The 19539-nt window shown below is 61.3% G+C and carries 14 protein-coding genes and 8 tRNA genes; 18 read left to right on the top strand and 4 right to left on the bottom strand.

Annotation, left to right across the window (positions count from 1 at the left end):
- The first annotated feature begins 197 nt into the window (after window positions 1-197).
- Window positions 198-2345: a TonB-dependent siderophore receptor gene (locus GCM43_RS11645; protein ID WP_152244374.1), complete on the top strand. Its 2148-nt coding sequence runs from the start codon at window positions 198-200 to the stop codon at window positions 2343-2345.
- A 97-nt stretch (window positions 2346-2442) separates the two neighbouring features.
- Complete coding sequence (locus GCM43_RS11640) at window positions 2443-4110, top strand: alkaline phosphatase family protein (protein WP_152244372.1); 1668 nt, start codon at window positions 2443-2445, stop codon at window positions 4108-4110.
- A 123-nt stretch (window positions 4111-4233) separates the two neighbouring features.
- Here GCM43_RS11640 and GCM43_RS11635 read toward each other — a convergent pair whose 3' ends face one another.
- Window positions 4234-5796 carry a phospholipase D family protein gene (locus GCM43_RS11635; RefSeq protein ID WP_152244370.1) on the bottom strand — a complete coding sequence of 521 codons (1563 nt, stop codon included), beginning with the start codon at window positions 5794-5796 and terminating at the stop codon, window positions 4234-4236.
- 70 nt (window positions 5797-5866) lie between these two features.
- Complete coding sequence (gene lysA, locus GCM43_RS11630) at window positions 5867-7108, bottom strand: diaminopimelate decarboxylase (RefSeq protein WP_413770953.1); 1242 nt, start codon at window positions 7106-7108, stop codon at window positions 5867-5869.
- A 96-nt stretch (window positions 7109-7204) separates the two neighbouring features.
- Here lysA and GCM43_RS11625 point away from each other — a divergent pair, with 96 nt between their 5' ends.
- The 14 genes from GCM43_RS11625 to GCM43_RS11560 all read left to right on the top strand — a co-directional run bounded on the left by GCM43_RS11625 (window position 7205) and on the right by GCM43_RS11560 (window position 14167).
- Window positions 7205-8116 (top strand): LysR family transcriptional regulator, encoded by a 912-nt coding sequence (locus GCM43_RS11625; protein ID WP_152244366.1) that lies wholly within the window; start codon window positions 7205-7207, stop codon window positions 8114-8116.
- Between the two features lie 57 nt (window positions 8117-8173).
- Window positions 8174-9583: a glutamate--tRNA ligase gene (gltX, locus tag GCM43_RS11620; RefSeq protein WP_152244364.1), complete on the top strand. Its 1410-nt coding sequence runs from the start codon at window positions 8174-8176 to the stop codon at window positions 9581-9583.
- Between the two features lie 111 nt (window positions 9584-9694).
- Window positions 9695-9770 (top strand) — tRNA-Ala (locus GCM43_RS11615).
- Between the two features lie 55 nt (window positions 9771-9825).
- Window positions 9826-9901, top strand: a tRNA-Glu gene (locus GCM43_RS11610).
- Window positions 9902-10035: 134 nt separating this feature from the next.
- Window positions 10036-10111, top strand: a tRNA-Ala gene (locus tag GCM43_RS11605).
- Between the two features lie 37 nt (window positions 10112-10148).
- Window positions 10149-10224: transfer RNA gene (locus tag GCM43_RS11600), tRNA-Glu, on the top strand.
- A 53-nt stretch (window positions 10225-10277) separates the two neighbouring features.
- Window positions 10278-10353: transfer RNA gene (locus tag GCM43_RS11595), tRNA-Ala, on the top strand.
- A gap of 337 nt (window positions 10354-10690) precedes the next feature.
- Window positions 10691-10766: transfer RNA gene (locus GCM43_RS11590), tRNA-Glu, on the top strand.
- A gap of 127 nt (window positions 10767-10893) precedes the next feature.
- Window positions 10894-10969, top strand: a tRNA-Glu gene (locus tag GCM43_RS11585).
- A 72-nt stretch (window positions 10970-11041) separates the two neighbouring features.
- Window positions 11042-11117, top strand: a tRNA-Glu gene (locus tag GCM43_RS11580).
- Window positions 11118-11194: 77 nt separating this feature from the next.
- Entirely contained in the window at window positions 11195-12346 is a 1152-nt protein-coding gene (gene earP, locus GCM43_RS11575; protein ID WP_152244362.1) for an elongation factor P maturation arginine rhamnosyltransferase EarP, read from the top strand.
- A 136-nt stretch (window positions 12347-12482) separates the two neighbouring features.
- A complete protein-coding gene (locus GCM43_RS11570) occupies window positions 12483-13058 on the top strand; it encodes an elongation factor P (protein ID WP_152244360.1) in 576 nt (191 codons plus the stop codon).
- 164 nt (window positions 13059-13222) lie between these two features.
- Window positions 13223-13633, top strand: a complete 411-nt coding sequence (locus tag GCM43_RS11565; RefSeq protein WP_152244358.1) for a hypothetical protein — start codon at window positions 13223-13225, stop codon at window positions 13631-13633.
- A 57-nt stretch (window positions 13634-13690) separates the two neighbouring features.
- The gene (locus GCM43_RS11560; protein ID WP_152244356.1) at window positions 13691-14167 is read left to right on the top strand and encodes an Ivy family c-type lysozyme inhibitor; all 477 of its coding nucleotides are present in this window, start codon (window positions 13691-13693) and stop codon (window positions 14165-14167) included.
- 4 nt (window positions 14168-14171) lie between these two features.
- Here the strand turns inward: GCM43_RS11560 and GCM43_RS11555 are convergent, their stop codons facing one another.
- On the bottom strand, window positions 14172-14975 hold the full coding sequence (locus GCM43_RS11555; protein ID WP_152244354.1) for an AraC family transcriptional regulator: 804 nt from the start codon (window positions 14973-14975) through the stop codon (window positions 14172-14174).
- Window positions 14976-15084: 109 nt separating this feature from the next.
- Between GCM43_RS11555 and GCM43_RS11550 the strand changes: the two genes are divergently transcribed.
- Window positions 15085-16326: an MFS transporter gene (locus GCM43_RS11550; protein ID WP_413770950.1), complete on the top strand. Its 1242-nt coding sequence runs from the start codon at window positions 15085-15087 to the stop codon at window positions 16324-16326.
- 235 nt (window positions 16327-16561) lie between these two features.
- Window positions 16562-17950: a cysteine--tRNA ligase gene (gene cysS, locus GCM43_RS11545; protein ID WP_152244352.1), complete on the top strand. Its 1389-nt coding sequence runs from the start codon at window positions 16562-16564 to the stop codon at window positions 17948-17950.
- A gap of 163 nt (window positions 17951-18113) precedes the next feature.
- Here cysS and dbpA read toward each other — a convergent pair whose 3' ends face one another.
- A complete protein-coding gene (gene dbpA / locus GCM43_RS11540; protein ID WP_152244350.1) occupies window positions 18114-19535 on the bottom strand; it encodes an ATP-dependent RNA helicase DbpA in 1422 nt (473 codons plus the stop codon).
- Window positions 19536-19539: the final 4 nt, after the last annotated feature.

Raw genomic sequence — 19539 nt, 5'->3', positions numbered from 1 at the left:
TTAGCGCAGCGTAACCCGACAACATCTCGATATCTCCCCCTCAGCAAACCCCAGTTTCCGCACTGGGGTTTTTTTACGCCCACCGCATAAGCAATAACACGTAAAAAACAAAAAAAGATCAGTTTCCACAGTTAAGCAGTAACATCTTTGCACGGATTTACATATAATAATAAGAATCATTCGCAATTAAGGATCCCATGTTGTTGTCTCTCCGTCCCGTTCCTGCCGCCGCCCGTCTGCTGTGCCTGACTCTTTCCTCTACCCTGTTATGCAGCCCCGCCTTTGCCGATGAAGCTGCCGCTATCGAGGCCGACGCCACCACGATCCAAACCGTGCATGTCGCCAGCAGCCGCGAGGAAAACTCCGGCTTTGGCGCCACCCGCGCCAGCGCCAGCACCACCAAGTCCGATCTCTCGCTGTTCGAGACGGCGCAGTCAATTTCGGTGCTGACGCGCGACTTGCTCGATACGCGCCAGGTCACCACGCTCAATGAAGCGATCCAGAGTTCGGCCGGCGTCTCGTCGGGCAGCTGGGGCAAGCGTGGCTGGGACGACTTTTCCATTCGCGGCCAGCGCGCCTCCGAGTCGATCTATGTCGATGGCCTGAAGCTGAACCAGTCCAATTACGTGGCGCAGGAAGTGTTCGGCGTCGAATCGATCGAGATACTCAAGGGGCCGGCTTCGATCAACTTCGGCCTGGTGCAGCCGGGCGGCATGGTCAATATGGTCAGCAAGCGCCCGCGCGCGGAAAGCTTCAACCAGGCCGGCTTTGCGATAGGCAATTACGGCTACAAGCAGGCGACATTCGACCTGGGACGGCCTATCAGCGACAGCGGCAAGGCTGCATTTCGCGTCAATGGCCTGTGGTCGTACTCGGACGATCAGACCGACCAGGTTTACTTCAAGAACAAATATATCGCGCCATCGCTGTCGCTGGACTTCGGCGCCAACACCGATTTCACCATCCTTACTTCCTACACCACGCGCGAATATCTGCGCAACCAGGGCGTGCCGCTCAAGGGCAATCTGCTGCCCAACAGGAACGGCAGCCTGCCGCGCGATCGCTATTACGGCGAGCCGGGCTTCGGCCCCTATCATTCGCGCCAGGGGCAGATCGGTTACAGCCTGGTCCATCGTTTCGACAACGGCTGGCGCGTGGCGCAGAACTTCCGCTGGCAGGATATGGCCATGGATGGCCGCTTCGTGACCCTGAACCCGATGCAGGCCGGCGACGTGCTGCTCAATCGCGCCGCGCAGATCCAGGATGTCGACGGCAATAACCGCGGCCTCGACACCAACGCTGCGCGCACCTATGAACTGGCCGGCATGGCGCATGATGTGATGCTGGGCCTGGACCTCAATAGCGACCAGGTGCGCAACGCCAACCAGGCCTGCCGCATCGTGCCATTGAATGTCTTTAACCCGGTCTACAACACCAATGTGGTGTGCCCGCCGGTGACCCGCCTGACCACCACCAAGGTCTCGTCGACGGGCCTGTATCTGCGCGACCAGATCAAGCTGAACGAGCAGTGGCGCCTGAACCTGGCCGTGCGCCACGACCGCGCGCGCAACCGCGAGAACAATGGCTTGAGCGGCATCACGCAGCGCCATGATACGTCGTCGACCACCGGCAATGCGGCGCTGTCGTATGTACTGACGCCGAACATCATCCCTTACGTCAGCTATGCCACCTCCTTTTTGCCGGTCAGCGGCAGCGACTTTTTCGGCGTGCAGTTCAAGCCGGAAGAGGGCCGCCAGGCAGAAATCGGCAGCAAGTTCCAGTTTGCCGGCGGGCGCATCAACGGCGCCGTGGCGGTCTATGACCTGACGCGCCAGAATGTCACCACCGCCGACCCCGACCCGGCGCATATCGCCGTCCTGTCGAGCGCCCAGGTACAGACGGGCGAACAGCGCACGCGCGGTATCGAGGCAGAAATCAGCGCCGACCTGCGCAATGGCTGGAGCGTGCAAAGTGCATTGACGCTGCTCGACGCGCGCGTGACCGAAGACAATGGCGGCACGGTCGGGCGCCGCCTGCTCAATACGCCGCGCCAGAGCGCCAATGTGTGGGCCAACTACCGCTTCCGTGGCGGCGTGATGGATGGCTGGACGGCGGGGCTGGGCGCGCGCTACGAAGCACCAAAGACGGCGCCGACGGTCAACTATACGGTTGGCAGCTATACCGTGGCGGACGCCAGCCTGGCCTACCAGGGGCGCGGCTACCGGGTCAGCCTGAACGTGAAAAACCTGTTCGACAAACAGTACTACGCAGGCGTATTGAACGCCAATGTGCTGCCGCTGGGCGACCCGCGCACGGCCATTGCCAGGGTGGTGTTCGACTTCTGATCTGCCGGCGTTGTCATGCTTTTGTCATGCTTCTGTCATCTGCGTCCGGTATGCTGCCTGCCAGCGGCATACCGATCAACTACTTACCATGACAGACATGACTTTTCCTGACGCTTCTTGCCGTACACTTCTCTGTTCTCTCGCGCTGGCGCTGGCGGCCTTGCCGGCGCATGCTGCCTCCGTGGCCCCCAGGACGGCCCAGCCCAAGCTGGTGGTGGTGCTGGTGGTCGACGGCCTGCCGCAGGAGCAGGTCACGCGTTATCGCGACCAGTTCGGCCAGGGAGGCTTTCGCCGCCTGCTCGAGCAGGGCGCGTGGTTCAGCGATGCGCATCAGGCGCATGGCATTACCGTGACTGCCATCGGCCACTCGGCGGTACTGACCGGCGCCTATCCTTATCAGCATGGCGTGATCGGCAATAACTGGATCGACCCTGTCACGAAGCAGTCGGTGTACTGCACCGAAGACGGCAACTTTCATTACATCGGTGAAGAAACCAAACCGGACGATGGCACCTCGCCGGCCAAACTGCGCGTGAGCACGCTGGGCGACGAGCTGCGCTACAGCACCGGTAACCAGGCCAAGGTCGTGACCGTGTCGGGCAAGGATCGCGGCGCCATTCTGTTGGCGGGCAAGACCGGCACCGCCTACATGTATATGGAAAAAACCGGCAACTTTGCCAGCAGCACCTACTATATGCAGCAGCATCCGCAGTGGGTGCAGCGCTACCAGGCCGGCAAGCCGCAGGATCGCTACTACGGCAAGAGCTGGACGCCGCTGCTGGCCGACGCCGCCTACGCCCATGATGCGCGCGACGACCTGGTGCCGGCCAAACCGGGCCTGCGCAATACCTTCCCGTTCTCGTATTACAGCGACAGCGGCAACCTCGATGGCGATTACTACAGCCGCCTGAAGTCCGGCCCCTTCCTCGACCAGCTGACGCTGGACTTTGCGCAGGCCGCCATCGACGGCGAGCAGCTGGGTCGCAATGCCGGCGGCGTGCCCGATATACTCGGCGTGAGCCTGTCGGCGCACGATTACGTGAACCACGCCTACGGCCCGGAAAGCAAAATGTCGCACGACCATCTGCAGCGCCTGGACCGCATGCTGGCCGGCTTCTTCCTGGACCTCGATAAGAAGGTCGGCATGGACAATGTGCTGGTGGTGCTGACGGCCGACCATGGCTTTGCCAACGTGCCCGAGTTTTCGGAAGCGCGCGGCATTGCCGCCAAACGCATCGACGGCGCCGAGCTGGTCAAAAAACTCAACCAGCACCTGGCCGCCACTTTTGGCGCCGACAAGCTGGTGATGACGCAGTCGCTGCCCAATATCTACCTCGACTACGAACTGGCCGCCAAACAGGGCGTCAAGCGCGCCGACCTGGAAGACGCCGCTGCGCGCTTCCTGCTGCAGCAGGACGGCCTGGCGCAGGTCTACACGCGTACCCAGATGGAAGCGGGCGCGGTGGCCACCCGCATGGACCTCTTGATGCGCCGCGCCTGGAACCGCCAGCTGTCGGGCGACCTGATGGTGGTGACCAAGCCGGCCTGGTACTTCGGCAAGGGCGTGGGCGGCACTTCGCACGGCACGCCCTACACCTATGACACCAACGTGCCGCTGATGGTGTACGGCCCACGCTGGATCAAGCCGGGCAGCTATGGCCAGTATGCCGAAGTGGTCGATATCGCACCGACCCTGGCGCATCTGCTGCGGGTGCGCCAGCCGTCGGCGTCGGAGGGGAGGGTGTTGATGGAGGTGGTGAAATAACGTTCGTTGGTCAAAGGGCCGTAGGTCGGATTAGGCCCTCCGGGCCGTAATCCGACAACATTGTTGGCGTCGCGGGTGTTGTCGGATTACGGTTCCTTCGGGGCCTAATCCGACCTACCCGACCTACAACAACCAATCAATCGGCAACACCGACAAAATCGCCACACCCATGCGCTTCCATACGCTGGTGCCCGGTTCGGTGTCATAGCGCGTGACCTTGCCATTGGCGTCGCGTGCGATCCAGTACAGCGCGCCGTCGGGGTCGAGCAGCACCTGGTAGGCGCGCTGGGGGATGGTGCTGCGCATGGCCTGGCCCAGTTTGCCGGCCAGTTGCGGGCTGTCGATCACCAGGCCCATTTCGGTATTGAGGTCGATCGAGCGCGGATCGAAATTGAACGAACCGACAAAGATGCGCTGGTCGTCCACGCCGAAGGTTTTCGCATGCAGGCTCGAGGCCGAGCTGCCGAAGCGGCCCGTCTGCTCGCGTGCGTCGCCTTCTTCCCAGGTGCGGCGCGACTCATACAGCGTTACGCCAGCCTGCAATAACGGCTTGCGCCATTTGGCGTAGCCGGCATGGACGGCCGCCACGTCGGTCGCTTCCAGCGCGTTGGTCAGGATGCGTACCTTGACCCCTTGCTGCGCCAGTTCGCTGAAGGCCTGCGTGCCGTCCTTGCCGGGCACGAAGTAGGGCGACACCAGATCGAGTTCCTGTGCCGGCACGCCCAGCAGGTTTTTCAGGCCGGCCGCCACGCCGGTGCCCGCGTGCGCCTTGCCCAGCACCTTGGCCGGATCGTCGCTGACCATGCGCGTGGTGGCCCACTCGAACGGCAACTGGCGCGCGATCAGTTGCTGGAAAAACGGCGAGCTGCGCATCGCCTGCAGATACGCTTGCGCGGCCTGCTGCTGGTCGAGCTGTTTCGCGTCGCCTGCCAGCGTGCTGCTGTCGGCATCGTCAGGCTTGAGCAGCAGCGCAGCCGGATAGGCCGAGGCGCTGTTCCAGTAGCGGTCGAAATCCTGTGACACTTCGCTGACCACCGGGCCGATGGCCAGCACGTCGAGATCGGCAAACAGCACGTCGCCGGCCGCGCCGAAATACTCGTCGCCGACATTGCGCCCGCCGACGATGGTGGCCTGGTTATCGGCCGTAAAGGACTTGTTATGCATGCGCCGGTTCAGGCGCGAAAAGTCGGTCAGGTAGCCCAGCACGCGCGGCGTGCGCAGGGTGAACGGGTTGAACAGCCGTACTTCCAGGTTGGGCTGCCGGCCCAGCTGGAGCAAGACCTGATCCAGTCCCGAGGTATTGTTATCGTCGAGCAGCAGGCGCACGCGCACGCCGCGCGCGGCAGCCTGGCGCAGCGCGTCGAACAGCAGCGTGCCGGTAATGTCCTTGTGCCAGATATAGTACTGCACGTCGAGCGTGCGCTGGGCAGCGGCGGCCAGCAGGGCGCGCGCAGCAAACGCATCGCGCCCGTCCGACAGTGCATGGATGCCGGAGCGGCCGGGATGCAGCGCGGCCATGGGGGCGATTGCCTGCCCCAGCTGGGTGTCGGCGGTGTCGGTAATGAGGATGCTATGGTTGCGGGTATCGAGCGAAGGCAGTTCGGCGCAGCCGGCAAGCAGCGCCATCGACACGGCAACTGCCACGGTCAGGCGCAAAGATACAGTAGGCAGGGGCGTGCGTGGCATGGCGCTCTTTCATCAGGATGCGCCGATGTTAGCAGAAGCGCCCGCCACAGCTGTGTCCGTTAAGAAATGCTCAGACCGATTCCAGCGCAATTAGTTCGGCCACCGTCTGGCGGCGGCGGATCAATTGCGACGCATCGCCATCGACCAGGTATTCGGCCGCGTGCGGGCGGCTATTGTAGTTCGACGACATCGACGCGCCGTACGCACCGGCGCCTTCAAACACCACATAGTCGCCCACCTGCGCGGCCGCCAGCAGGCGCGTTTCCACCACGCCGCCATCGCGCTGGGTAAACACGTCACCGGACTCGCACAGCGGGCCGCCGACCACGGTAGCGCGCTCCACGTCGAGTGGACGGCCATCGTGCGCAATCACCGACATGGCATGGTAGCTGCCATACATGGCCGGGCGCATCAGCTCATTGAAGCCGGTATCGAGCAGCGTGAAGTGGTTGCCGCCCATCTGCTTGGTGGCGCGCACTTCGGCCACCAGCAGGCCGGCGTCGGCCACCAGGAAGCGGCCCGGTTCGATTTCCATATGCACGGCGTGACCAAGATGCGCTTCGATCTGCTTGCGCGCCTTGTCCCACAGTTCGAAATAATGGCTGGTGTCGACCGGCTGCTCGCCGTCGCGGTAGGGTACCGACAGGCCGCCGCCAGTGGAGAATGCTTCGATATCGTGGTCCATGTTTTTCACCAGCTCGACCATGGTGCCGCACACCGTTTCCAGGTGGCTGTAATCGACGCCCGAGCCGATATGCATATGCAGGCCGACCAGGTGCAGGCCGTGCTCGCGGATTACCGCCAGCGCTGCCGGCAGTTGCTCGTGCCAGATACCATGCTTGCTGTTTTCGCCGCCGGTATTGGTCTTGTTGCTGTGGCCATGGCCAAAGCCCGGATTGATGCGCAGCCAGACGCGGTGGCCGGGCGAGACAGGGCCCAGCTGGCGCAGCATGTCGATCGAGCCGCAGTTCGTTTCGATCTTCGCTTCTACCACGCGCGCCAGCGTGGCGCGGTCGAACAGGTCGCAGGTAAACACCAAGCCGGCGGCGCCGTTGGTCTGCGCCGGGGTAAAACCGGCCTGCAGCGCGCGTTCGATTTCACCGAGCGAGACCGCGTCCACATGCACGCCGGCTTCGCGCATCAATTTCAGCAGGTGAATATTTGAATTGGCTTTCTGTGCAAAGCGCACCGTATCGAACTGCGCCAGCTGGGCTATGCGCGCGCGGATAGTGGCGGCGTCATACACCCACAGCGGGGTGCCGTGCTGGGCGGCCAGTTGGGCCAGGGTCTGGTCGGATACGGGTTTCATCAGTACTCTTTCAGTAGGTTGGATATCAGCATGATGGAGCCTTGCGGACCGTATATAAAATATCTGTTTGGGCCTACCTTATTCATTTATGATATGGCTATGTCTATTACCCTGCGCCATATCGAGGTGTTCCGCGCCATTATGACCAGCGGCAGCGTCACGGCCGCCGCCGCCATGCTGCATACCTCGCAGCCGACGGTGAGTCGCGAGCTGGCGCGCCTGGAATACCTGACCGGGCTGGTGCTGTTCGAGCGCGAGCGGGGGCGCCTGCGCCCGACTGCCCATGCGCTGCAGCTGTTCGAGGAAGTGCAGCGCGCCTATTTTGGTCTGGAGCGCATCGTCAGCACCGCTACCGCGCTGCGCCAGTTCGACCAGGGGCAGCTGTCGATCGCCTGCCTGCCGGTGTTTTCGCAGTCGCTGCTGCCGCAGGCCTGCAAGCGCTTCGTGCTTGACTATCCCAATGTCAGCATCAGCATTACGCCGCAGGAGTCGCCGCTGCTCGAAGAATGGCTGTCGGCGCAGCGTCACGATATCGGCATTACGGAAGTGGGCAATGCGCCGCCGGGCACGGCGTTGCACAGCCTGATGTCGGTCGATGAAGTGTGCGTGCTGCCGGACGGCCATCCGTTGGCGGCGCAAGCCGTGCTCGCGCCGCAGGACTTTGCCGGCCAGCCCTTTATCAGCCTGGCGCAAGTGGATCCGTACCGCCAGCAGATCGACGAGATATTCCGCCAGGCTGGCGTGGAGCGGCGCCTGGCGCTCGACACCCATAGCGCCGCCTCGGTCTGCGCCATGGTGCGCGAAGGCATGGGCGTGGCCATCGTCAACCCGTTGACGGCGCTCGACTTTGCCGGCCAGGGCCTGCAGATACGGCGCTTTGCGGTGGCGCTGCCGTTTACCGTCAGCCTGGTCAGGCCGCTGCACCGGCCGCTGTCGCAACTGGTGGCGCCGTTCGAGCAGGCCCTGAAGGCGCAGGCCGATATCGTCAGGCAGCGCTTGCAGCGGCTGTAGGGCCGACCCCCTCCCGGTGTAAAATGGCGTTTTATTCCTATACGCCAGATGACTTCAATGACCACTGCACCAGCTACTCCCGTCCGCACCCGTTTTGCTCCCAGCCCGACCGGCTACCTCCACCTGGGGGGCGCCCGTACCGCCCTGTATAGCTGGGCGTTTGCCCGTCACTTCGGCGGCACCTTCGTGTTGCGTATCGAAGACACGGACCTGGAGCGCTCCACGCCGGAAGCGGTGCAGGCGATTATCGACGGCATGAAGTGGCTGGGCCTGGACCACGACGAAGGCCCGTTCTACCAGATGCAGCGCATGGACCGCTACCGCGAAGTGCTGGCGCAGATGCTTGAAGCGGGCACCGCCTACCAGTGCTACTCGTCGCCGGAAGAAGTGCAGGAAATGCGCGAGCGCGCCACCGCAGCCGGCCAGAAGCCGCGCTACGACGGCACCTGGCGCCCGGAAGAGGGAAAGACCCTGCCGGCCATACCGGAAGGACGCAAGCCGGTGCTGCGCTTCAAGAATCCGCTCGATGGCGACGTGACCTGGAACGACTTCGTCAAGGGTTCGATCACCATCTCCAACCGCGAACTTGACGACCTGGTGATCGCCCGTCCGGACGGCACGCCAACCTACAACTTCTGCGTGGCCATCGATGACCTGGACATGCAGATCAGCCACGTGCTGCGCGGCGACGACCATGTCAACAATACCCCGCGCCAGATCAATATCCTGCGTGCCATTGGTGCACCGCTGCCCCAGTACGGCCACCTGCCGATGATACTGGGTTCGGACGGCGCCAAGATGTCCAAGCGCAAAGACGCCGTCAATGTGATGGACTATCCGGCACAGGGCTATCTGCCGGAAGCCATGCTGAATTACCTGGCGCGCCTGGGCTGGAGCCACGGTGACGAAGAGGTGTTCTCGATGGAGCAGATGACGTCGTGGTTTGACGGCAGCCATCTGTCCAATTCGGCCGCGCAGTTCAATGTGGAAAAACTGAACTGGCTCAACAACCACTATATCAAGCAGGCCGATAACGAACGCCTGGCCGGTCTGGCGCGCGAGCAGATGATCGCCGCCGGCGCCGTGTTCGAGGGCGCGCCGGAGCTGGCGCTGGTGCTGGGCATGATGAAGGAGCGCGCCAATACCATCAATGAACTGGCCGCCGCGTCCATGCTGTTCTTCCGTGCGCCGCAGCCTGAGTCCGCATTGGTTGCGCAGCACATCACCGACGCCATCAAGCCAGTGCTGGCGCAATTTGCCGAGCGCATCGCCACCGTGGAGTGGAGCAAGGAGGCGGTTGCGGCCATGATCAAGGAAGTGCTGGCGGCAAACACCATCAAGATGCCGCTGCTGGCCATGCCGCTGCGCCTGATTCTGACGGGCCAGCTGCAGACCCCGGCCATCGACCAGGTGGTGGTGGTGTTCGGCCGCGAGACCGTGCTGGCGCGCCTGGCAAAGTGGTTGTAAAGCGGCTTGAAAAGCCGGTGCAGCAATTGTCCCTGTGAAAAGTGTGTCACGGGCTAAAAAGAGTATTTGCAGAGTGAAACTTCTTTGCTATACTCTTGTTTCTGCACCAACGGGGGTATAGCTCAGCTGGGAGAGCGCTTGCATGGCATGCAAGAGGTCAGCGGTTCGATCCCGCTTACCTCCACCAAAAAACCGCAGTCTGGTTTGTTGTGGCTTGGTGCAGTAGCTGTAGAAGTTCCGAGGTCCCCATCGTCTAGAGGCCTAGGACATCACCCTTTCACGGTGAGTACAGGGGTTCGAATCCCCTTGGGGACGCCAGGTAGTTGTGTTATAGTAGTGGCAGTTGTTTGTACTGATTGTTGTAAGTTCGGTCCGGTAAAAAGCTGGAGTGAATGGAAAGCAAGTAGTGAAAACAAAGTCGCCAAGTGCGGCTTTTATTATTTCTGCGCCCGGGGGGTATAGCTCAGCTGGGAGAGCGCTTGCATGGCATGCAAGAGGTCAGCGGTTCGATCCCGCTTACCTCCACCAACAGCGCAGAGATAAAGTAGCAAACTGTAGTTCCATGGTCCCCATCGTCTAGAGGCCTAGGACATCACCCTTTCACGGTGAGTACAGGGGTTCGAATCCCCTTGGGGACGCCAGTTCGGTCTGGTGTTGTTAGTAGCAAAAAGTAGTAGCAGTGTTTCTGCGCCCGGGGGGTATAGCTCAGCTGGGAGAGCGCTTGCATGGCATGCAAGAGGTCAGCGGTTCGATCCCGCTTACCTCCACCAATAGCGCAGGAACAAAGTGGTAATCAATTAAAGTCGCCTTGAGCGGCTTTTTTTATTTCCGAAGCAAAAGCGGGCGTAGAGCGTGGGTCGTAGGTCGGATTAGCCGGAACGGCGTAATCCGACGTCACCGCGGTCGCAGCCAACCATGTTGTCGGATTACGCGGGGCTTTGCCCCGCTAATCCGACCTACGGTTTTTCCTGGTTTGCGGTGAAATGCGAAATAAACGCCCCCGCAGTTGCTTTCGCAAATTACTCCGTGCTATACTTCGCGCACGCTTTTTTGAGGGGTTAACAAAAACCTTCAACGAAGAGTCCGCTGAGAGTCAAGCCAGCACAGGTCCCCATCGTCTAGAGGCCTAGGACATCACCCTTTCACGGTGAGTACAGGGGTTCGAATCCCCTTGGGGACGCCAGGATTCGTGTAGTAAGTAGTAGAACGTTGCAGTGCTGAATCGGCCTGACAAGTCAGGCTTTTTTTGTTTCTGCAACATCGAGCAGTACCAGGTCAGGACGTGCTTTGCGCGTTCAGGACAGATTTCTGTCCCCATCGTCTAGAGGCCTAGGACATCACCCTTTCACGGTGAGTACAGGGGTTCGAATCCCCTTGGGGACGCCAGTTTTGCAGGTAGTACAGCAGCAAGCATTATCAGGTCAGGATGCAAAACATCGCATGCTGGACAGAGTTTCTGTCCCCATCGTCTAGAGGCCTAGGACATCACCCTTTCACGGTGAGTACAGGGGTTCGAATCCCCTTGGGGACGCCAGACCGGCTATTCTTAGCCAACAAAAAAGCCGCCTGGTAACAGTGCGGCTTTTTTGTTTTTATCGAGATCGGAAAGTCATGACATTAGCATCGCTGGCCATCTTCTGCAAAGTCGTCGATAACTACGGCGATATCGGCATTTGCTGGCGCCTCGCGCGTCAATTGCAGTGCGAACATGGCGTCGCGGTCACGCTGTGGGTCGATGACCTGGCCAGCTTTCAGCGTATCTGTCCGGAAATCGAGCTGGCGGCCGACAGCCAGCTGGCGCAAGGCGTCACCGTGCGTCACTGGCGCGACCAGGATGGCGCTTTCAAGCCAGACGATATCAGCGATATCGTGATTGAATTTTTTGCCTGCGATATTCCGCCCGGCTATATTGCCGCCATGGCGCAGTGCCAGCCGCAGCCCGTGTGGCTGAACCTGGAAGGCTTGACGGCCGAAGAATGGGTCGAAGGCTGCCATGGCTTGACGTCGCCGCGTCACGGCATGATCAAGCATTTTTTCTTTCCTGGCTTTACGGCAAAAACCGGTGGCCTGCTGCGGGAAAGCGCGCTCGAGCGCCAGCGCCAGGCGTTCCAGGCCGATCAGCACCAGATGACGGCTTTTCTGGCGCGTTTGGGTCTGACGCCGGAAGAGCGCGATAGCCTGAAAGTATCGCTGTTCTGCTATCCGCATGCACCGGTGGGCGAGCTGCTCGCGGCCTGGCAGGATGGTCGTGAAAAAGTGACCTGCCTGGTACCCGAAGGCGTGGCGTTCGATGCCGTTAGCGCCTTTATCGGCGCAGATGGCGTGGCGGGCAGGGTAGCCACGCGCGGCGCGCTGACCGTGCGCGTGCTGCCTTTCGTGCCGCAGGACGATTATGACCGGCTGCTGTGGGCCTGCGATATCAACTTTGTGCGTGGCGAAGACTCGTTTGTGCGCGCGCAATGGGCCGGCCGGCCGTTTGTCTGGCATATATATCCGCAGGATGAAAACCTGCATCACGTCAAACTGCGTGCGTTTTTGCAGCGTTATGCGCAAGACGGGGATGGCGCACTAGCCAGCCTGGTTCAGGCCGCCGAAGCCTGGAATGGCGTGCCGGGGCAGCCGCAGGACTGGCGGCAGCTGTGGCCAGCGCTGCTTGCCGATCGGGTGCGCATAGCCGCGCGCGCCGTGCAGTGGCAGCAACAGATGCTGGCCCATGGCGATCTGGCTGGCAATCTGCTGGCCTTTGCGCGTACCTCAAGATAGGCGTGAGCCTGAAACTAAGGTAAAATGCGCGGTTATTTCTGAATTACTTTTTAACCGATCAAACGCAAGTCCGGGACGCTGAAGGCGCCAGGGCGGCAGATGGTCTTCATGCAACCCACTTTTTACGTACACTTCTATGAAACCCGCAAAAGAAATTCGTGTTGGCAATATCATCATGGTCGACAGCAAGCCTATGATCGTGCTGCGTTCTGACGTCAACGGTTCGAGCCGCACGGGCTTCACCTACAAATGGAAGATGAAAAATCTTCTGACCAACACCCCGATGGAAAACGTGTTCCGCGGCGACGACAAGTTTGACGTCGTCGTTCTGGACAAAAAGCCAGTCACCTACTCGTACTTCGCTGACCCACTGTACGTATTCATGGATGCTGAATACGAACAATACGAAATCGAAGAAGAAAACCTGGGCGAAGCGCTGAACTACCTGAAAGATGGCATGGAATGCGAAGCCGTTTTCTACGACGGCAAGGCCATCTCGGTTGAACTGCCAACCACCATCGCCCGTCAGGTGGTGTACTCGGAGCCTGCAGTCAAAGGCAACACCTCGGGCAACGTCCTGAAAGAAGCCAAAATCGAAAACGCCATCGAAGCGCACCGTCACACCGTGCAAGTGCCGCTGTTCGTGGCACAAGACGACGTGATCGAAATCGACACCCGCACCAACGAATACAAGCGCGTTGTACGCAACTAATCAGCCATTGCTGATGGTTGGTCGGTAGACCAGAAAACGCTGCCCTGGCCGGCAGCGTTTTTTTTCGTCCAAAAATTAATTTCTTCGTAATAGCGGCTTGGTCACCACTATTATCTTGCAAGCGCTGCTATGCTGTAGGCCAGATCTTTTTTATCAGCATCGCCATGCTTGCAATCTTGCTGCTCAGTGCGGCCGCCGTTGCCGCGCCACCCGTTTTCGATGATGACCAGCTGAGCGGCAGCTGGTCCGAAAGCGTCAATACCAACGCCACCTGCAGCGGCGAGCGCCGCCTGACACGCATGCAGCTGTCCGATGACCATCAGCGGCTGGCCATTTTCAATGATCGTACCTGGACCAGCAAGCTGGGCGTGACCAATCACTTTGCTGCCACGGTTACCGCTGAAACAGAGCACAGCCTGACGATCGTCTATGACAACGAAACGCGGCACAATTCAACCGGCAAGCTGGTGGAATGGCAGATCGTGTTTGTTGCGCCGGGGGTATTTCGCTGGCGCGAGACCAGCTGGGTCGAAGGCAGGGTCAATGGCGTGGTCGGCATACGCTGCTCACCCTGACTGTCCCGTGCGCCCACTCTGTTATGCTGGACTGGTTCCTGTCATAGAGGAGGTTGCATGTTGCAAAGGTTACTCACCATCTGTTTCGCCACATCCGCCATGGCCCTGGCGGCGTTGCCAGTCCAGGCTGGCACCGCTGTCGCCGCCGTCATGCCAGCCGCTTCGCCCGTCGAGCGCGCCATGCAATGCAGCGACGCCACCGATTGCCCGTATTTTCCCGAACTCTACGACAGCGACCGCGCTTTTCGCCAGGCTTTCCTGACCGAGCTGAAAAAGGCCGATATCCGTCGTCCCTCCTGGGTGCCCAATGGCGTGACCACGCCGCTGCGCCCGGTTGATATCGATGGCAGTACGCGCCTGCTCAGCAGTGTGTGCGAGCCGCATAACTGCGGTCATTATTTCCTGGTGCTGTACGACCCGGCCAATTCCGCCGTCACGGGCCTGTATACCGGCCGCGACAAGACCGGCGCCGTGCAGACGCGCTATTTTGGCCGCCCCAGCATCGCCGAAGCGGCGCTGCTCAAGAACAACTGATGCCTCACTCCACGTTACGCCATTCGCCCAGATAGTGTTGGGGCGTGCGCCCCAGTATGCGGCGAAACATGGCGCTGAAGGCGCTGGGGCTGGCGTAGCCGAGCGCATGGGCAATCGCCGCCACGCTTTCGCCCTTGTCGAGCCGGCAGAATGCTTCGGCCAGATGTACCTGCTGCAGCCATTGCCGGTAGTGCAGCCCGGTCTCCTTGGGAAACAGCCTGATCAGCGTGCGCGCGCTGGCGCCGGCTTCATGCGCCCAGTCTTCGATACTGCGCCGGCTGCCCGGTGCGGCCATAATGGCGTTGCATACGGCCACCAGCCGGCGGTCGCGCGGCCAGGGAATGGCGATCGGTACCGTGTCGGCGCGCGCCAGTTCCGACAGGATCAGCCGCGTCAGCCAGTCGCCGCGCTCGTCCAACGCATACTCCACCGGTTCATCGAGCAGCGCCAAAATCATTTCGCGCAGCAGGCGGCTCACTTCCACCACCTTGCAGCTGGCGCCAAACGACGCGGCCGCGCTCGCTTCAATATAAATTGTGCGCATGCTCAGTGCGCTCAGAATATCAAGTTCATGCACCACGCCGACCGGAATATACAGCGCGCGCCTTGGCGGCAGTATCCATACGCCGTGCTCGGTGCTGACCCGCATCACGCCCTCGGTGGCAAACAGCAGCTGCGCGCGTACATGGCTGTGCGGCGGCGTATAAGCTGCTGTCGCATATTGCTTTGACAGCGCCGTCACCGGCCGTGGCACATGCTGATAATCGGCAGACGAGGTGCTGCGGGGGAGGGGGCTGGAATTGACCATAGTAAATTTTGTCACTTACGCGACGATTATTGGAAGTTCGTGTTTGTGCGACCATACTATACTGGCTTTCCTGCCGGGCCGCCCTGTGCCCGGATATTTGCGGATGCTTATGAATACCACCACCACTGATCCCATGACCGCGACCATCGCGGCGCCTCAGCCCATCCATACCAGCCAGCAGTCGGGCCTGGCCATGAATATCCTGGGCGCTGTTGCTTTTGTGCATTTGCTCAATGACCTGATTCAGGCGCTGCTGCCGTCGATCTACCCGATGCTGAAAGCCGAGTTTTCGCTGAGCTTTACCCAGGTTGGCCTGATTACGCTGACGTTCCAGTGCACGGCGTCCCTGCTGCAGCCGTGGATTGGCCTGTACACCGACCGCCGACCGCTGCCCTTTCTGCTGCCAGTGGGCATGTGTTTTACGCTGCTTGGCGTGCTGATGCTGGCCGTGGTGACGAGTTTCCCTACGCTGCTGGTCGCGGCGGGTCTGATCGGCGTGGGTTCGTCGACCTTCCATCCTGAAGCGTCGCGCGTGGCGCGCATGGCCTCGGGCGGGCGCTACGGCTTTGCGCAGTCGCTGTTCCAGGTCGGCGGCAACGTCGGTTCGGCCTTGGGGCCCTTGCTGGCGGCAGCCGTGATTGTCGGCCGCGGCCAGGGCAATATTGCCTGGTTCAGCCTGCTGGCCATGCTGGCCATCGCCGTGCTCTACACGGTCAGCCGCTGGTATAGCAGCCACCTGGCCAGCTTCAAGCCCAAAACAGGCGGCCACGGCGGCCCGAATCTGTCGCGCAACAAGGTGATGGGGGCGCTGGGCGTGCTGGCGCTGCTAGTGTTTTCCAAATATATCTACATGGCCAGCCTGTCGAGCTATTACACGTTTTACCTGATCGACAAATTCCATCTGTCGATCGGCTCGGCCCAGCTCTATCTGTTCCTGTTCCTTGCCGCCGTGGCCGCCGGCACCTTTATGGGCGGCCCGATCGGCGACCGTATCGGCCGCAAGCGTGTGATCTGGATTTCGATCCTGGGTGCGGCGCCATTCACGCTGCTGCTGCCGTATGTCGACCTGTTCTGGACAGCGGTGCTCACGGTGATTATTGGCTTCGTGATTTCGTCGGCGTTTTCCGCCATCGTGGTGTTTGCGCAGGAACTGGTGCCGGGCAAGGTCGGCATGATTGCCGGCATTTTCTTCGGCCTGATGTTTGGCGTGTCGGGCATTGCCGCCGCTGCCATGGGGCATCTGGCTGACGTATCGGGCATCGCTTATGTCTACAAGCTGTGCTCCTACCTGCCGCTGCTGGGCATTCTGACGGTGCTGCTGCCGCATATCGAGCAGCCGAAGAAAAAATGAGCCGGCGCCGGCAGGCTTGACGGCCTGCCGCCCGCCGTGCGATAGTCAAGCCATGAACGCTTTTATCCTCCACTCCATGCTTGCCACCGGCGCTGCTGCTGCGCTGTGTCCGTGCGCCTGGCCCCGTGAGGAGACGGCCCGGCGCCGTTAAGCTTTTACTTCCTCATTCCGATGGCCACAGTGTTGAAAAACCTGTGGCCATTTTCTTTTTCTGCGCCACTTCCGAAAGACTTGCATGACACTCCATCTGTACGACACGTATAGCCGCAGCCTGCGCCCTTTTACCGCGATCGAAGAGGGCAAGGCGGGCCTGTACGCCTGCGGCCCGACCGTGTACGACTACGCGCATATCGGCAACCTGCGCACCTATCTGTTTGTCGACGGCCTGCGCCGCGCGCTGGCCTTCAATGGCATTGAGGTGCGCCATGTCATGAACATTACCGATGTCGGCCACCTCACGTCGGACGCCGACAGTGGCGACGACAAAATCGAAGCGAAAAGCGCGCGCAGCGGCAAGTCGGCCTGGGATATTGCGGCCGAATTCACGCGCGCCTTTGAAGCGGACCTGCAGCAGTTAAATATCCTGGCGCCCACCGTCTGGTGCCGCGCCACCGACCATATTGTTGAGCAGATCGCGTTTATCCGCGACCTGGAAACGAAGGGCCATACCTACGCCACCTCGGACGGCATTTACTTCGATACCGCGCGCCAAAGCAGCTATGGCAAGCTGGCGCGCCTGAACCGCGCCGGCCTGCAGGCGGGCAAGCGGGTCGAGCTGGGGGAAAAGCGCGATATCTGCGACTTCGCGCTATGGAAGTTCAGCGGCACGCCCGGAGAGCGCCAGATGGAATGGGATAGCCCGTGGGGCCTGGGCTTTCCCGGCTGGCATATCGAATGCTCGGCAATGGCCGAAAAGCACCTGGGAACTTACTTTGATATCCATTGCGGTGGTGAAGACCATGTGGCGGTCCACCACAGCAACGAGATCGCCCAGACCGAAGCGCGCCACGGCACGCGGCTGGCCAACTTCTGGTTGCATGGGGCTTTTTTGAAAACCGGTGACGCCAAGATGTCGAAATCGTCAGGCGACTTCCTGCGCCTGCAAAGCCTGGTCGAGCAGGGCGTCGATCCGCTGGCCTACCGCTACCTGTGCCTGGGTGCACATTACCGCAGCAGCCTCAATTTTACCGACGAAGCCTTGCGTGCCGCCGCCAGCGGCTTGAGTCGCCTGCGCACCAGCGTGCATGCGCTCGGGCCAGCCGAGGGCGAGGCCGACGCCGCCTGGCTGGCGCGTTTTGCGGCCATGCTCAACGACGACCTCAATTACCCGCGTGGACTGGCCGTGGCGTGGGATCTGCTCAAAAGCGAACTATCGGACGGCGTGAAAAAGGCCACCATGGCACGCTTTGATGAAGCGCTGGGGCTCGATCTGCTGGCCTGGCAGCCACTGGAGGTGGCGGTGCCGGAAGCGGTTGTGGCATTGATGGCGGCGCGTGAACTGGCGCGGCGCGAGCGGCGTTGGCACGATGCCGACATGCTGCGTGCGCAGATGCGCGAGGCGGGGTATGAGATTGAAGATACTGCGGGTGGCACTGTAGCGAAGCGCGTGCGTAGGTCGGATTAGGCCCCAAAGGGGCCGTAATCCGACAACACCGCTGACGCCAACAAATTACGACCTGCGGCGTATCCGATAACACCGCTGACGCTAACAATGTTGTCGGATTACGGCCCGAAGGGCCTGGGCGGCCCCGCCTAATCCGACCTACGCGATATGTGCCGGTGAATAATCACGCTTCGATAAAGCGCATCTTGAAGCTGCGGCCCTTGATATTGCCAAAGTCGCGGCCCAGCGCATTGCCGTTGTTGAGGCGGCGGAAGGCGGCGTCGGCCACTTTGCGGTCCAGCGCCACATAGGTCATGAACTCGAATACATTGATTTTGCCTACCTGTTCCTTGGTCAGGCCGGCGTCGCCGGTCAGGGCGCCCAGCAGGTCGCCGGGGCGCAGTTTGTCCTTCTTGCCACCCATAATGCACAGCGTGACCATCGGCGCCGGCTGCGCTTGCCCACTGTCGTCGTCATCGAGTTCTTTCAGATCGTGCCACTGCACCGCGCTGTTCTGGTACTGCTCGATCAGCTTGACCCATTTCTTTTCGTTCGGTGCGCACAGCGACAGGGCCAGGCCGCTTTCGCTGCCGCGCCCGGTGCGCCCGATGCGGTGGATATGCACTTCGGTGTCTTTCGACACATCGACGTTGATTACGGCGCCCAGGTTGGCGATATCGAGCCCGCGCGCGGCCACGTCGGTGGCCACCAGCACCGAGCAGCTGCGGTTGGCAAACAGCACCAGGATTTCATCGCGCTCGCGCTGTTCCAGTTCGCCGTACAGCGCCAGTGCGGAAAAGCCCTGCTGGCGCAATTCGTCGGCCAGTTCACGGCAATGGACTTTGGTGTTGCAGAAGGCCAGCGTCGACTCGGGCTGGTAGTGCTTGAGCAGCTTGGCTACCGCACTATTGCGCTCGTCAAAGCCGATCTCATAGAAACGCTGCTCGATCTTGCTGTTGTCGTGCTGCGCTTCGACCGTCACTTCCAGCGGATCGACCAGGAACGAGGCGGTCGCCTGGCGGATATCGTCGGGGTAGGTGGCCGAGAACAGCAACGTCTGGCGGCGTGCCGGGCAGGCGCTGACGATGCCGGCGATTTCGTCGTAAAAGCCCATGTCGGTCATGCGATCGGCCTCGTCGAGCACCAGCGTCTGCACGTGATCGAGCTTGATGGTGCCGCGGCCCAGATGGTCACGCAGGCGGCCTGGCGTGCCGACCACGATATGGGCGCCATGTTCGAGCGAGGCGATCTGCGGGCGCATCGGCGCGCCGCCGGTGAGCGTGAGGATCTTGATATTGCCGGCCGCGCGCGCCAGGCGGCGCAGCTCATTGGCCACCTGGTCGGCCAGTTCGCGCGTCGGGCACAGCACCAGACCCTGCACGGCAAACCAGGCCGGATTGAGCTTGTGCAAAATGCCGATGCCAAAGGCGGCGGTCTTGCCACTGCCGGTCTTGGCCTGGGCGATCAGGTCGCGCCCGGCCAGCACCGCCGGCAGACTTTGCGCCTGGATGGTGGTCATCTGGTGGTAACCGAGCGAGTCGAGGTTGGCGAGAAAGGCAGGCGTCAGCGGCAGGCTGGCAAAGGAGGTGGTGATGGTGTCGGTCATGGGG

Origin of the sequence: Janthinobacterium aquaticum, from assembly GCF_009208565.1 — a bacterium.
Lineage (GTDB): Bacteria > Pseudomonadota > Gammaproteobacteria > Burkholderiales > Burkholderiaceae_D > Janthinobacterium.
The sequence above is the reverse complement of the archived record's forward strand: the minus strand, read 5'-3'. Positions and strand labels throughout refer to the sequence as shown.